This window comes from Agromyces chromiiresistens (assembly GCF_029167465.1).
Taxonomy (GTDB): Bacteria; Actinomycetota; Actinomycetes; order Actinomycetales; family Microbacteriaceae; genus Agromyces; species Agromyces chromiiresistens.
Genome location: NZ_JARFNL010000001.1, coordinates 154,266 through 166,756 on the forward strand (window position 1 = coordinate 154,266; position 12,491 = coordinate 166,756).

Annotated in this window: 15 protein-coding genes; 11 read left to right on the plus strand and 4 right to left on the minus strand. The window is 70.6% G+C overall.

The annotated features are described in order from the left end of the window. Positions 1-102: 102 nt before the first annotated feature. Entirely contained in the window at positions 103-300 is a 198-nt protein-coding gene (locus PX701_RS00695) for a hypothetical protein (RefSeq protein WP_275505197.1), read from the minus strand. Positions 301-371: 71 nt separating this feature from the next. Further along, complete coding sequence (gene lpdA, locus PX701_RS00700; RefSeq protein ID WP_275505198.1) at positions 372-1,769, minus strand: dihydrolipoyl dehydrogenase; 1,398 nt, start codon at positions 1,767-1,769, stop codon at positions 372-374. A gap of 198 nt (positions 1,770-1,967) precedes the next feature. Between lpdA and PX701_RS00705 the strand changes: the two genes are divergently transcribed. From PX701_RS00705 to PX701_RS00720, 4 genes are all read left to right on the plus strand, one after another. Then, on the plus strand, positions 1,968-2,894 hold the full coding sequence (locus PX701_RS00705; protein ID WP_275505564.1) for a DMT family transporter: 927 nt from the start codon (positions 1,968-1,970) through the stop codon (positions 2,892-2,894). 449 nt (positions 2,895-3,343) lie between these two features. Beyond that, positions 3,344-3,712 carry a GntR family transcriptional regulator gene (locus PX701_RS00710; RefSeq protein ID WP_231429643.1) on the plus strand — a complete coding sequence of 123 codons (369 nt, stop codon included), beginning with the start codon at positions 3,344-3,346 and terminating at the stop codon, positions 3,710-3,712. Then, positions 3,709-4,614: an ABC transporter ATP-binding protein gene (locus tag PX701_RS00715; protein ID WP_231429644.1), complete on the plus strand. Its 906-nt coding sequence runs from the start codon at positions 3,709-3,711 to the stop codon at positions 4,612-4,614. Before PX701_RS00710 ends, PX701_RS00715 begins: the two co-directional genes overlap by 4 nt. After that, positions 4,611-5,387 carry a hypothetical protein gene (locus PX701_RS00720; RefSeq protein WP_231429645.1) on the plus strand — a complete coding sequence of 259 codons (777 nt, stop codon included), beginning with the start codon at positions 4,611-4,613 and terminating at the stop codon, positions 5,385-5,387. Before PX701_RS00715 ends, PX701_RS00720 begins: the two co-directional genes overlap by 4 nt. A 2-nt stretch (positions 5,388-5,389) precedes the next feature. Here PX701_RS00720 and PX701_RS00725 read toward each other — a convergent pair whose 3' ends face one another. Then, the gene (locus tag PX701_RS00725; RefSeq protein ID WP_374201080.1) at positions 5,390-6,712 is read right to left on the minus strand and encodes a nucleotide disphospho-sugar-binding domain-containing protein; all 1,323 of its coding nucleotides are present in this window, start codon (positions 6,710-6,712) and stop codon (positions 5,390-5,392) included. Between the two features lie 159 nt (positions 6,713-6,871). Here PX701_RS00725 and PX701_RS18545 point away from each other — a divergent pair, with 159 nt between their 5' ends. The 3 genes from PX701_RS18545 (at position 6,872) to PX701_RS00735 (ending at position 9,560) form a co-directional block, all read left to right on the plus strand. Continuing rightward, a complete protein-coding gene (locus tag PX701_RS18545) occupies positions 6,872-7,399 on the plus strand; it encodes a TetR/AcrR family transcriptional regulator (RefSeq protein ID WP_374201081.1) in 528 nt (175 codons plus the stop codon). Between the two features lie 68 nt (positions 7,400-7,467). Continuing rightward, positions 7,468-8,241 (plus strand): ABC transporter ATP-binding protein, encoded by a 774-nt coding sequence (locus tag PX701_RS00730; RefSeq protein WP_231429647.1) that lies wholly within the window; start codon positions 7,468-7,470, stop codon positions 8,239-8,241. Then, positions 8,238-9,560, plus strand: coding sequence for an FtsX-like permease family protein (locus PX701_RS00735; protein WP_275505199.1), 1,323 nt, complete (start codon positions 8,238-8,240; stop codon positions 9,558-9,560). The genes PX701_RS00730 and PX701_RS00735 overlap by 4 nt, the downstream gene beginning before the upstream one ends. A 36-nt stretch (positions 9,561-9,596) precedes the next feature. Here PX701_RS00735 and PX701_RS00740 read toward each other — a convergent pair whose 3' ends face one another. After that, the gene (locus tag PX701_RS00740; protein WP_231429649.1) at positions 9,597-9,785 is read right to left on the minus strand and encodes a hypothetical protein; all 189 of its coding nucleotides are present in this window, start codon (positions 9,783-9,785) and stop codon (positions 9,597-9,599) included. Between the two features lie 121 nt (positions 9,786-9,906). Between PX701_RS00740 and PX701_RS00745 the strand changes: the two genes are divergently transcribed. The 4 genes from PX701_RS00745 (at position 9,907) to PX701_RS00760 (ending at position 12,471) form a co-directional block, all read left to right on the plus strand. Beyond that, positions 9,907-10,239: a chorismate mutase gene (locus PX701_RS00745; protein ID WP_231429650.1), complete on the plus strand. Its 333-nt coding sequence runs from the start codon at positions 9,907-9,909 to the stop codon at positions 10,237-10,239. Positions 10,240-10,252: 13 nt separating this feature from the next. Further along, positions 10,253-11,173 carry an SDR family NAD(P)-dependent oxidoreductase gene (locus PX701_RS00750; RefSeq protein WP_231429651.1) on the plus strand — a complete coding sequence of 307 codons (921 nt, stop codon included), beginning with the start codon at positions 10,253-10,255 and terminating at the stop codon, positions 11,171-11,173. Next, on the plus strand, positions 11,170-11,367 hold the full coding sequence (locus tag PX701_RS00755) for a hypothetical protein (RefSeq protein ID WP_231429652.1): 198 nt from the start codon (positions 11,170-11,172) through the stop codon (positions 11,365-11,367). Before PX701_RS00750 ends, PX701_RS00755 begins: the two co-directional genes overlap by 4 nt. Before the next feature lie 168 nt (positions 11,368-11,535). Beyond that, positions 11,536-12,471, plus strand: a complete 936-nt coding sequence (locus tag PX701_RS00760; protein ID WP_231429653.1) for a phosphate/phosphite/phosphonate ABC transporter substrate-binding protein — start codon at positions 11,536-11,538, stop codon at positions 12,469-12,471. Positions 12,472-12,491 lie beyond the last annotated feature (20 nt).

Consider the following 12,491-nt stretch of genomic DNA (forward strand, 5'->3'; position numbering starts at 1 on the left):
CGGAACAGCTCGGCGCGACCCCGCCCGCCTGCCCGGTCGCGTCGATGGAACAGGGGCGGATGCCTCGGCCGAGTGCCGAGACATCCGCCCCGCTCGTTCCGATCAGGGGCGCGGGCGGCGCTGGCGGGCGATGGCCCACCCCATGAGGCCGAGGCCCACGGCCGCGACGAGCGCGCCGAGGATCACCCAGAGCGTCGCCCCGGTCATGACGGAACCCGGCAGCAGGCCGATCCCCTGGAACAGCCAGACACCGCCGGTGAGGGTGAGCAGCGCGCCGACGATGATGAGTACCCAGTTCATGGAGATGCCTCTCGTTCTGGTGAGGTGCGGTGGTGTCGATACGGTGCTTCGCGCCTGCCCGACCGACCGCGCTACATGTTGATCATGTGGCCGGCGAGGCCGTGGAACGCCTCCTGCAGCGCCTCCGACAGGGTCGGGTGGGTGTGCACGTTGCGGGCGAGCTCGAGCGCGCCGAGGTCCCACTTCTGGGCGAGCGTGAGCTCGGGCAGCAGCTCCGAGACGTCGGGGCCGATCAGGTGTCCGCCGAGCAGTTCGAGGTGCTGCCTGTCGGCGACGAGCTTCACGAAGCCGACCGGGTCGCCGAGGCCGTTCGCCTTGCCGTTCGCCGAGAACGGGAACTTCGCGACGACCACGTCGTAGCCCTCGTCGCGGGCTTGCTGCTCGGTGAGCCCGAAGCTCGCGACCTGCGGCGAGCAGAAGGTCGCTCTCGGCATCATCCGGTAGTCGCCGAGCTCCATCGTCTCGGCGTCGCCGATCGTCTCGGCGGCGACGACGCCCTGCGCCTCCGCGACGTGGGCGAGCATGAGCTTCGCCGTGACGTCGCCGATCGCGTAGATGTGCGGCACGTTCGTGCGCATGCGCTCGTCGATGGCGATCGCGCCGCGCTCGGTGAGCTGCACGCCGGCGTTCTCGAGCCCGATCCCGTCGACGTTCGGTGCGAAGCCGACCGAGATGAGGGCCTTGTCGGCCTCGATCGATCCCGGCTGTCCGTCGGAGCCGGTGTACGCGACGGTGACCGACGACCCGTTGTCGACGACGCTCTCGACCTTGGTCGACGCGAGGATCGGGATGCCGAGGTTGCGGTACTGCCGCGTGATCTCCTTCGAGACCTCGGCGTCCTCGTTCGGGAGGGCGCGGTCGAGGAACTCGATGACGGTGACCTGCACGCCGTAGTTGCGCAGCACGTAGGCGAACTCCATGCCGATCGCGCCCGCGCCGACGATCGCGATCGAGCGGGGGAGTTCGCGCGTGAGGATCTGCGTCTCGTAGGTGACGACGTTCTGCGAGAGCTGAACGCCGGGCAGGAGCCGCACCTGCGAGCCGGTCGCGATGATCGCGTCGCGGAACGAGACCGTCTCGACCGAGCCGTCGGCCTTCGTCACGTCGATCGTGTTCGCGTCGCGGAAGACGCCGCGGCCGTCGATCTCGGTGATGCCGTTCTTCTTCATCAGGAAGTGCACGCCCTTGACGTGCTTCTCCGACACCTGGCGGCTGCGGTCGAACGCGGCGCCGAAGTCGAACTGCACGTCGCCCGAGATGCCGAAGGTCGCGGCCTGCTCGTGGAAGATGTGCGCGAGCTCGGCGTTGCGCAGCAGCGCCTTCGAGGGGATGCAGCCCACGTTGAGGCACACGCCGCCCCAATACCGCTCTTCGATGACGGCCACGCTCAGGCCGAGCTGTGCGGCACGGATCGCGGCCACGTAGCCGCCGGGGCCCGCGCCGAGGAGGACGACGTCGTATTCGCTCATGGGCGCCAGCCTATGCCCGCGCGCGCTCGGTGACGAGGGGTGCCGGATGCCTCGGGGCTGCCGTTCTTCGGCGGATTCCGGACAGCGCGTTCCGCAGCGGTTCCGGCGGCCTTCCGGCCGCCGTAGCCTCGTCGGGTGAGCACCACCGAGTCCGTCGAAGCCGCCGCCGAGGCATCCGCGCCGTCGAAGCCGAACCGGCTGTCGACATGGCTGCAGTTCCTCGCGATGGGGCTCGTGTGGGGTGCCAGCTTCCTGTTCATGAAGGTCGCGCTCGGCGGGGTCTCGTTCGGGCAGGTCGCGTGGTCGCGCGTGGTGCTCGGCGCGCTCGCACTCGGCGTCATCGTGGCCGTGACGAGGCCGCGGGTGCCCGGCGTCGACGGCACGCCCGGTCCGGTGCTGCCGCGCGAACCGATCGTGTGGGTGCACTTCCTCGTCGTGTCGTTCACGACGTGCGTGATCCCGTACCTCTGCTTCGCGTGGGCCGAGCAGTACGTGTCGTCGAGCCTCGCGTCGATCTACAACGCGACCACGCCGATCATGACGGCGCTCATGGCGACGCTCGTCTTCCGCGTCGAGCGGCTCGGGCTCAGCCGGTGGGTCGGCGTGGGCGTCGGCATCCTCGGCGTCGTCGTCGTGATCGGGCCGTGGCAGTACCACGCGCTCACCGGCAGCCTCGCGGGGCAGCTCGCCTGCCTCGTCGCGACCGCCTGCTACGGCTTCACGTTCGGCTACCAGCGCAAGTTCCTGAGCCATCGGCCGATCGCGCCGGCGACGTTCGCCTTCCTGTCGATCGGGGTCTCGGCGGTCGTGATGCTCGCGCTCACCCCATGGCTCGCGATCGGCCCGATCGAGCTCGACTGGGCGGTCGGCCTCTCGCTCGTCGCCCTCGGCGTGCTCGGCACGGGCCTCGCCTACATCTGGAACATCAACGTGCTGCGCGCCTGGGGGCCGACCGGCACCTCGACGGTGACGTACGTGACCCCGGTCGTCGGGGTGGCACTCGGGGTGCTGCTCCTCGGCGAGCGGTTCAGCTGGCACGAGCCGCTCGGGGCGCTGCTCGTGCTCGTCGGCATCCTGCTCGCGCAGGGGCGGCTGCGTCTGGGACGGCGCCGGTCGGTCGAGTAGCGCAGAGCGCGTATCGAGACCTCAGGCAGGGGCGTGGTCTCGATACGGCGCTGCGCGCTGCGCGCTGCGCGGGCGAAGGGGCGGCGGCGGTGCGCGGTACTCGACCGGGAGGGAACTCTCCTGGGCGGTTGTCGACAAGTCCACTTGTGCACACCTTGGTTGTCGACAAGTCCACTTGTGCACACCTTGGTTGTCGACAAGTCCACTTGTGCACACGTCTTGCAGGGGAACACCGCCCCGTGCGATCGCGGTCGCAGGGTGTGGTCTCGATATGGCGCTGCGCGCTTCCTCGACCGACGGGGTGCGTCGTGTGGTCTCGATATGGATGGCGCTGCACGCCTCCTCGGCCGACCGGGGGTTGACAGATCCCGGTGAGGATGATTGGTTAGTTACTGTAGTAACTAACCAACATGCGAATCGATGTTCGCAGACGCACCAGATGGGCCGGAATGGACGACTCGCGTCCGATCTTCATCCAGATCGCCGAACAGCTCGAGAACGACATCATCGACGGGGCGCTGCCCGAAGGGTCGCAGATCCCGTCGATCAACGAGTTCGCGAGCTTCCTGCGGGTGAATCCGGCCACTGCACTGAAGGGGGTGGGTCGTCTTGTCGACGACGGATTCGTGGAGAAGCGACGGGGGATCGGCATGTTCGTGACCGCCGGTGCCCGCGAGCGCCTCGTCGTGCGACGGCGGGCCGAGTTCAGCGCCCAGTACCTGAAACCCCTCCTCGTCGAGGCCGAGAAGCTCGGCATCGACGTCGACGACCTGGCGGGCATGCTCGCCGCACTCCGATCCGAGAGGACCGCATCATGACCGCCACCGTGGCCCGCGCCACCGGCCTCACCAAGCGCTACGGCGACTTCACCGCCATCGACGGCGTCGACTTCGAGCTGCATGAGCATCGCATCTACGGCTTGCTCGGTCGCAACGGCGCCGGCAAGACGACGATCATGCAGTTGCTCACCGGGCAGCTCTTCCCGAACGGGGGCGAGATCGAGGTGTTCGGCCGAACGCCCGCCGAGCACGCCGACGTGCTGCGCCGACTCTGCTTCATCGCCGAGGCGCAGCGCTACCCCGAGGACTTCGCGCCGAAGCACGTCTTCAGGGCCGCCCCGTGGTTCTTCGAGAACTGGGACCAGGACTTCGCCGAGCGGCTCATCGCCGACTTCCGGCTGCCGGTGAAGCGCCGCATCAAGAAGCTGAGCCGCGGCCAGCTGAGCGCCGTGGGTGTCATCGTCGGCCTCGCCTCGCGCGCACCGCTCACCTTCTTCGACGAGCCGTACCTCGGCCTCGACGCGGTGGCCCGGCACATCTTCTACGACCGGCTGCTCGAGGACTACGCCGAGCACCCGCGCACGATCGTGCTCTCGACGCACCTGATCGACGAGGTCGCGAACCTCCTCGAGCACATCATCCTCATCGACCAGGGCCGCATCCTGCTCGACCGCGACGCCGAGGAGGTGCGCGGATCGGCGACCACGATCGCCGGCGCGAGCGCCGTCGTCGAGCAGTTCGTCGCCGACCGCCTCGTGATCGGGCGTGAGCGCCTCGGCGGGCTCGCATCGGTCACCATCGACGAACGGCTCGACCAGGCCGAACGCGTGCGTGCCGCCGAACTCGGGCTCGAGCTCGCGCCGGTCTCGCTCCAGCAGCTCATCGTCCACCTCACCGGCACCGATCTCGCCGGTACGACCGAACAGGAGGCCGCAGCATGACCGCCGTCGCCACCGCCGCCGCCGAGCGAGGAGCCCTCGTGGCCGACCGGGTGCGGCCAGGCGAGATCTGGCGCATCGTGCGCCTGCTCGCCGTCAATCCCACCGTCTTCTTCGGCGTTCCGTGGATGATCCTCGGCGGCGCCTGGGTCGTCACGATGCTGATCGCCCTCATCGCCCACGCGGCAGGGGCACCCGTCGACGAGATGCAGGAGGGGATGCGCTACAGCTGGGCGGTGCTCTCACCGCAGTGGTACCTCGTCGTCGTCGGCGTGCAGGCCGTCGCCTACACCCTCTCGTTCGCGCTCGGCTTCGGGTCGACTCGACGCGACTACTGGCTTGGCATGAGCATCATGTTCCTGTTCGTCTCGACCGAGATGGCGGTCGCGATCGCGACCCTCGTGCAGATCGAGCAGGCGACCGACGGCTGGTGGATCGGCGCGGGCATGTTCGATGCCCTCTGGTACGGCCAGTCGGGCTGGCTGTTCGACTTCTACACGACCTTCTCGCTGCAGCTGTTCGTGCTGTTCATCGGCGCCGCCGTCACCACGGTGTACATGCGGTGGCGGATGAAGGGCATGATGACCCTGCTCTTCAGCGTGCTCGCGCTCGTGCTCGCGGCCGTCGCGGCGATCACGCTGACCGGGTCGGGCCCCGCGGTCGCCTCATGGTTCGCCGCCATCGGCCTCGGCGGACTCTTCGGGATCGTGCTCGTGCTGGCCGTCGTGGTCGGCATCGCCGGGTACTTCGTGGTGCGCCGGGCGACGCCGCGCTGACATCACGGCTCGTCGAGCGAGGTGATCGCATCCTCAGGCCCGCGCCCGGCGGCGGCCGTCTCGGCGATCATGCGTTCGACTCCGGCCGCGCCGGGCGACGCCGCGATCTCGGCCGCGATGGCCTCCGCCCGCTCCCGGTACGACGGGGTCTGCAGCACGGTCTCCACCGCATCCGCGATCGACGACTCCCCGGGCAGGCCGGTGCGCAGGTTGATGCCGACACCGGACCACGCGATTCTCGCAGCGACGTCCTTCTTGTCCTCGGTGTCGCCGGCGACGACGAGGGGCACGCCGCGTGCGAGCGCCGCATGGACGCCGCCATACCCGCCGTTGGTCACGAACACCGACGTTCTCGGCATCAGTGCGTCGTGCGGGATGAACTCGGCGGCACGGGCGTTCCGGGGCAGCGTACCGAGCGACTCGACCGGGAGCCCGCCCGTCGTCGCGACCACGAGCAGATCGCGGTCCGCGAGCGCCCGCAGGGTCGGGCCGAGCAGTTCTTCGGGATTCGTGTTCGCCAGCGTGCCCTGACTCACGTGGACGACGGTTCGACCGTCCAGGTCGCCCCACCAGGGCGGCAGCTCGCCTGCCCGGGCAGGAAGACCGAGCATCGGGCCGGTGAAGACCACGTTCGGCGGAAGGTCGTGGCGAGGGTATTCGAACCCGGGAACGGTGAACTGCGCGTATCGATCCGCGAAGCGCGCCGAGTCCATGAAGAACACGCCGGTGTCGAGCCCGATGACGTCGTGGCGGATGCGTTCCGCGACCCGTTGCGGGTGGCGCAGGAGCACCTTCTGGATCAGCGTGTACAGCAGTCGGTTGCGCGCCCGGCCCAACCAGTCGTCGCGCGGTTGCAGGCCGAGGAAGACCGGCGGAGCATCGGGGCTGGTGAAGCCGAGCACCGAGATGCCGCACATGATGACGGGTGGATGCGGCTTCGGGTCTCTGGCGAGGAGGGTCGCTCCGACGACCATGTTCTCCGCGATCACGGCGTCCACGGGCTCGGCGGCGATGGCGGAGCGGATGGCCCGGTACTGCCCTGGACCGGGCGCGAGGAACTCGACCTCCACGTCGCGCGCGAGCTGTCGCACGCCCCTGTTGCGACGGCCCTCGGCTTCGATGGTGCGCAGGTGTCCTTCGTGGTCGGCGCACGCGTCGCGCGGCCAGGGCACGAATTCCGCCCCTGCGCGCCGAATGCGCTCCGCGAACCGCTCGCCGGAGAGGAACCGCACGCGATGTCCGGCATCGGCGAGGTGTTGCGCGAGCGGAAGCATCGGTCCGGTGTGGCCGTCGAGGGCATGCGCCGCGAGCAGTATCGAGAACATGAGGCCTCCCGGAGGAGCGTCGATGTTCGGGTCGTTTGAATAGCGTACAATTGATTTGTGGCTCGTGCAAGAGAATCTGTTGCTCCGAAGCGGTCGTACCGGTCTCGGGTTCGAGAGGATGGGCTCGCCCGCACTCGCGAGGCCATCCTGGACGCCGTCATGGCGCTCAACGAGAAGAGCTTCGACGCGGTCACGCTTGCGGCCGCGGCCGAGCAGGCCGGCGTCTCCACCCAGACCGTCGTGAACCACTTCGGCTCGAAGAGCGGCTTGTTCGCCGCCGTCGCTCGGGAGCGGTTCCTGCCCTGGGTGGCAGGACTCCGCGGAGTCCCGCCGCACGGCGACATCGACGCCGCCGTGGCCGCGGTGTTCGCCGAATACGAGGTGGCCGGGGCCGCGGTGATGCGCGGAATCGCCATCGCCGATCGGAATCCGCTCATCGCCGAAGGTCTCGAAGGCGGTGGCCGATACCACCGGGAGTGGGTCTGTCGCGCCTTCGCGGCTCAACTCGCCGCGGCCGCGGAGTCGGATCGCGAGGACACCGCCGAGCTCCTCGCGACGGCGCTCGACGTGCGCACCTGGAGCCTGCTGCGAGACGGCGGCCGAATCTCGGAAGATGTCGCTCAGGCGCGAATGCGCCGCCTGGTCCTCGGCGTGCTGCGGACCGTCGCAGATCATCCGGAGGGATGACGGGTCGGGCGCGAGATGCGACTCGCGCCCGACGCGCCCCCGCGGCCGTGCCGGGCAGGCTCGAGGGTATGAGTTCCTTCGTGCTCGAGGCATCCGGCCTCGTCAAGACCTACGGCCAGACCCGCGCCCTCGGGGGCGTCGACCTGCGCGTTCGCACGGGCGAGTCGCTCGCCATCATGGGCGCCTCGGGATCGGGCAAGACGACCCTGCTGCACTGCCTCGCGGGCATCGTGCCGGCCGACACCGGCTCGGTGTCGTTCCTCTCGGGCGCGGGACGCGTCGAGGTCACCGCGCTCGGCGAGCGCGAACGCTCGCGGCTGCGTCGCGAGGCGTTCGGCTTCGTGTTCCAGCAGGGCCTGCTGATCCCCGAGCTCACGGCGGTCGAGAACGTCGCGCTGGCCCTCATGCTGAACGGGATGCCTCGGGCCCGCGCCGAGGAGTACGGCCGGGGCTGGCTCGCCGCCCTCGGACTCGGCGGTCTCGAAGAGCGCCGCATCGGGCAGCTGTCGGGCGGACAGGCCCAGCGCGTGGCGATCGCGCGGGCGCAGGTGACCGGCGCGACCGTCGTCTTCGCCGACGAGCCGACCGGAGCGCTCGACTCGGCGACCTCCGCCGAGGTGATGCAGGCGCTCCTCGACTCGACGACCGGCCAGGGGCGCACCCTCGTGGTCGTCACCCACGATGCGGATGTCGCGGGGCGATGCTCGCGCATCGTCGACATGCGCGACGGGCGGATCGTCGGCGAGCGGGTGCCCGCCGGCGCCGCGGGCTCGGTTCCGCAGGCGGCGGCTGCGACCGGGGCGGATGCCTCGACCGGCGCCGCATCGGAGGTGCGGGCGTGATCGCGCGAGTCGCCTGGCTGTTCGCCCGCCCCGGCTCGGCGGGCGTCGCGACGCTCGCGCTGCCCGTCACGGCGTTCGCGATCGTGACGGGCCTGCTGCTCACCGTGCTCGGCGGCGCGCAGACGTTCTGGACGTGGACCGACGACATCGCCTTCACCTACCAGCTGCTCGCGGTCGTCGCGCTCGTGCTGCTCGTCGTGCCGCTCGCCTCGCTCGGCGGGGCGGCCGCACGGTTGTCGGCGCGCCGGCGCGACGACCGCCTCTCGACGCTGCGCCTGCTCGGCGCGACCCCCGCGACCGTGTCGGCCCTCGCCGTCGTCGAGTCGGCGGTGCTCGCGCTCGCCGGCGCGGTCGGCGGAGTGGTGCTCTACTTCCTGATCGTGCCGCTGCTCGCCCTCGTGCCGTTCCGCGGCGAGCCGCTCGGCATCGACGGCGTGCTGCTCGGGTGGCCCGTGCTCGCCGGCGTGACGGCCGGCATCGTCGCCCTCGCCGCGGTGAGCGCCGTGCTCGGCCTCCGCAGGGTGGTCATCTCGCCGCTCGGCGTGCGCACCAGGCAGGACGCGCCGAAGCTCTCGTGGCTGCGCTTCGCGATCGGCGCGGTCGTCGTGCTCGTCTCGTTCGCGCTCATGGGTGCGCTGCAGGTCGCGGGCTCGGCCATCGTGCTCATCGCCATCCTCGCCGCGGGCTTCGGCGGAACGCTCGCGGTGCTGAACCTCGTGGGGCCGTGGGTCATCCGGCTCGTGGCGAAGGGCCAGGCCAGGCGCGCCAAGCGCCCCGCGCAACTGCTCGCGGCACGCACCGTGCTCGAGTCGCCGAAGGCGGCCTGGCGCCAGGTGTCGGGCGTCGCGATGACGAGCTTCATGGCGGTCTTCGCCGGGGTCGGCCTCGCGATCGTCGACCTCGCGGGCGCCGGCGTCGACCGCGAGTCGCTCGAGCTGTTCGCCGACATCCGCACCGGCATCCTCATCACCGTGGTCGGGTCGTTCCTCATGGTCGCCTGCTCGGTGGGCGTCAACCAGGCGGCCGGCATCCTCGACCGGCGCGACCTGTATCGCTCGCTCGACATGCTCGGCATGCCGGAGGCGACGATGGACGCCGCCCGGCGGCGAGCCGTCATGTCGCCGCTGCGCATCACCGCGATCGGGTCGGCGCTGATCGCCGCCTTCGTCATGCTGCCGCTCACGGGCGCCGCACTGATCGTGCAGCCGCTCGCGCTCGTCGTGATCGCCGCCGTGCTCGCGGCGGGCATCGGCGTGGTCTGGCTCGGCCTCGCCGCGACGCGGCCGATGCTCGCGCGCACCTCGGCCGCGGCATCCTGACCTGGTCCTGATCGCTCGGGCCGGTGGCCCGGGCGGTCAGGAGTTCAGGGCCGTGAACAGGTCGAAGACCATGAACGCCGGCCACAACAGCCCTTGGAAGAACGCCCAGACGAACTCCCAGAACTCGTCGGCCTGGCCGAAGAAGTAGAACCACGCCCCGAAGATGCCGAGGCCGTAGATCGCGCCCCCGCCGACCACCGCACCGCTGCCGCTCCGATCACCCATCACGACCACCTCCACGCCCGACGCTACGCCTGCGGCACCCGGCTGCGCCATGTCCGGTTCCAACGACATCGTGCGTCCCGCGACTTCGCGCGACCCGACCGACGCGAAGTACGCTCGAAGCATGACTGACGATGCCGCATTCGACGACCGGGACGCCGCGATGAGCGAGCTGCTCGGCATCCGCTCGAGCATCGACAACATCGACGCGGCGCTCATCCACCTGCTGGCCGAGCGCTTCAAGTTCACGCAGCAGGTCGGCCGGCTGAAGGCGACCCACGGCCTGCCGCCGAGCGACCCCGCCCGCGAGCAGCGCCAGATCGCCCGCCTGCGGGCGCTCGCGATCGACGCGCACCTCGATCCGGCCTTCGCCGAGAAATGGTTCAATTTCGTCGTCGCCGAAGTGATCCAGCACCACGAGGAGCTCGCGAACGGCGGCGGCGAGCGCGACCTGTGATCGCGGGCGACCGGTGAACTGGTACCCGACCGCACTGCCGCCGCAGGCCGGCAGGCGGTACCTCGTCACGGGCGCGAACGCGGGCCTCGGCTTCTTCACCGCCGCACGCCTGGCCGGCGCCGGTGCGCACGTCCTCCTCGCCGGGCGCAGCCCCGAGCGCCTCGAGGCGGCCATGGCCGCGATCCGGACGGCGCGACCCGAGGCATCCGTCGAACCGCTCGTCGTCGACGTCGCCTCGCTCGCCTCGGTGCGCGTCGCCGCGCGACGGCTCGCGCACCGCCCGCCGCTCGACGGCGTCGTCGCGAACGCGGGCATGGTGCACACCCCGGGCGAACGACTGACCTCGCCCGACGGCAACGAGCTCGTGCTCGCGACGAACGTGCTCGGGCATTTCGCACTGCTCGCCGACCTCGTGCCGCACCTGGCCGACGGCGCCCGCATCGTCTCGCTGGGCTCGCTGTCGAGCCGGCTGTCGACCTTCCGCGTCGACGACCTGCAGCTCGAACGCGGCTACGACTTCTGGCGCGCCTACGCGCAGTCGAAGATCGCGACGCAGGTGTTCGCCTTCGAGCTCGACCGGCGGTTGCGCGCGGCCGGGCTGCCGATCTCGAGCCTCGTCGCGCACCCCGGCTACTCCATCAGCGGGCGCACGCCACGCGTGCCCGGGGTCAACGAGCCGACCGCGGGCGCACGCTTCGCCGACGCCCTGCAGGCGGCGTGGGCGCAGGGCAAGCATCGCGGCGCGGAGATCACACTGCACGCGCTCACCGCACCCGAGGCGCAGGGCGGGCAGTTCTGGGGGCCGCGCTACGCGGTGAAGGGCCCGCCGACCCTGCAGACGCCGACGCGCACCTCGACCGACGCCGCGATCGCGGCACGGTTCTGGACGTTCGCCGAAGGGGCGACGGGCACGACGTTCGCCCTCGGCGCATGAACGGCGACGGCGGCGCCCGCCCGCGGTTCTTCGCGAGGCCGCGGGTGCGCCTCGTCGTCTCGCGGGTGCTCGTCGCCGTCGGGCTCGTGCTCGGCGTCATCGGGGTCGTCTCGGGGCGGTACGGCTGGCTCTTCGCGGGCATCGTCGTCGTCGGCCTGGGCGCCGCGTCGGGCCCTTCGCGCCTGCGGCGCTGAGCCGGGGCATCCGCCGCCCACGACCTCCCGTCGCCGACCCGCCCCACCGGGTTCACCGGCCGGTAACCGCGGCGCCCCGTGCCGTTGGCGCCCGCTGCCTACCGTGAGGCATCGGAACACGCACCGCCTGCGCCCGAGATCCGGGCCGGGGTTCACGAAAGGTCTCCGATGCAACTCACCACCAAGAGCTGGACGGCCGTCGCAGCAGCGGCCCTCCTCACCGTCGGCCTCGCGGCCTGCACCTCGGCGAACGCCTCCGAGGGGTCGGGCGACGCGGCGTCGGGCTCGGGCGACGCGACGTTCGCGGTCGACGAGAACACGCTCGTCTTCGGCGTCGTGCCCGACTCGGTCGACACCGAGACGAACTACCAGCCGCTCATGGACTACATCGCCGCCGAGACCGGCAAGACCGTCGAGTACCACGAGTCGACCGACTACGCGGCACTCATCGAGGCCGCCGTCGCCGGCAAGATCGACGTCGCGAGCTTCTCGGGCTTCACCTACGTCACCGCGACCAACAACGGCGCCGCGATCACCCCGATCTCGTCGATCGTCACCGCGGAGGGCCAGGAGCCCGGCTACTACTCGCAGGCGATCGTGCCCAAGGGCTCGGACATCACCGACCTCGCCGGGTTCGCGGGCAAGAAGGTCTGCTTCGTCGACCCGTCGTCGACGTCGGGCTACCTCTTCCCGAGCTACAACCTGCTCGAGGAGGGCATCGACCCCGAGACCGACGTCACCCCGGTGTTCGCGGGCAAGCACGACGTCTCGGTCACGAAGACCGGCGAGGGCGTCGAGTGCGAGGCGGGCTTCGCCGAGGACAGCGAGGTCGCCAAGAGCGACAAGGTCGAGGTCATCGCCGAGACCATGGTGCCGGGCGCCCCGATCGTCGTCTCGGACACGCTCCCGGAGGAGCTGAAGTCGCAGCTCACCGACATCCTCGGCGAGGTCACGATCGACGACATCATCGCCTCGGGCGTCGAGTCGGCCGACAGCGACGCCTTCCGCAGCGTGTTCTACGCGACGGTGCCCGTCGACGACGAGTACTACGACACGATCCGCGACATCTGCGAGAAGACCGAAGCGGAGCAGTGCCAGGGCTGACGCCCGTCACCGATGCGCAC

Excerpts from the sequence above, each read along its gene's own strand:
- PX701_RS00695 (WP_275505197.1), bottom strand. The coding sequence starts at position 300 with ATGAACTGGGTACTCATCATCGTCGGCGCGCTGCTCACCCTCACCGGC.
- lpdA (WP_275505198.1), bottom strand. The coding sequence starts at position 1,769 with ATGAGCGAATACGACGTCGTCCTCCTCGGCGCGGGCCCCGGCGGCTAC.
- PX701_RS00710 (WP_231429643.1), top strand. The coding sequence starts at position 3,344 with ATGGACGACTCGCGTCCGATCTTCATCCAGATCGCCGAACAGCTCGAG.
- PX701_RS00755 (WP_231429652.1), top strand. The coding sequence starts at position 11,170 with ATGAACGGCGACGGCGGCGCCCGCCCGCGGTTCTTCGCGAGGCCGCGG.
- PX701_RS00740 (WP_231429649.1), bottom strand. The coding sequence starts at position 9,785 with ATGGGTGATCGGAGCGGCAGCGGTGCGGTGGTCGGCGGGGGCGCGATC.
- PX701_RS18545 (WP_374201081.1), top strand. The coding sequence starts at position 6,872 with ATGGCGCTCAACGAGAAGAGCTTCGACGCGGTCACGCTTGCGGCCGCG.
- PX701_RS00720 (WP_231429645.1), top strand. The coding sequence starts at position 4,611 with ATGACCGCCGTCGCCACCGCCGCCGCCGAGCGAGGAGCCCTCGTGGCC.
- PX701_RS00725 (WP_374201080.1), bottom strand. The coding sequence starts at position 6,712 with ATGTTCTCGATACTGCTCGCGGCGCATGCCCTCGACGGCCACACCGGA.
- PX701_RS00730 (WP_231429647.1), top strand. The coding sequence starts at position 7,468 with ATGAGTTCCTTCGTGCTCGAGGCATCCGGCCTCGTCAAGACCTACGGC.
- PX701_RS00760 (WP_231429653.1), top strand. The coding sequence starts at position 11,536 with ATGCAACTCACCACCAAGAGCTGGACGGCCGTCGCAGCAGCGGCCCTC.
- PX701_RS00715 (WP_231429644.1), top strand. The coding sequence starts at position 3,709 with ATGACCGCCACCGTGGCCCGCGCCACCGGCCTCACCAAGCGCTACGGC.
- PX701_RS00745 (WP_231429650.1), top strand. The coding sequence starts at position 9,907 with ATGACTGACGATGCCGCATTCGACGACCGGGACGCCGCGATGAGCGAG.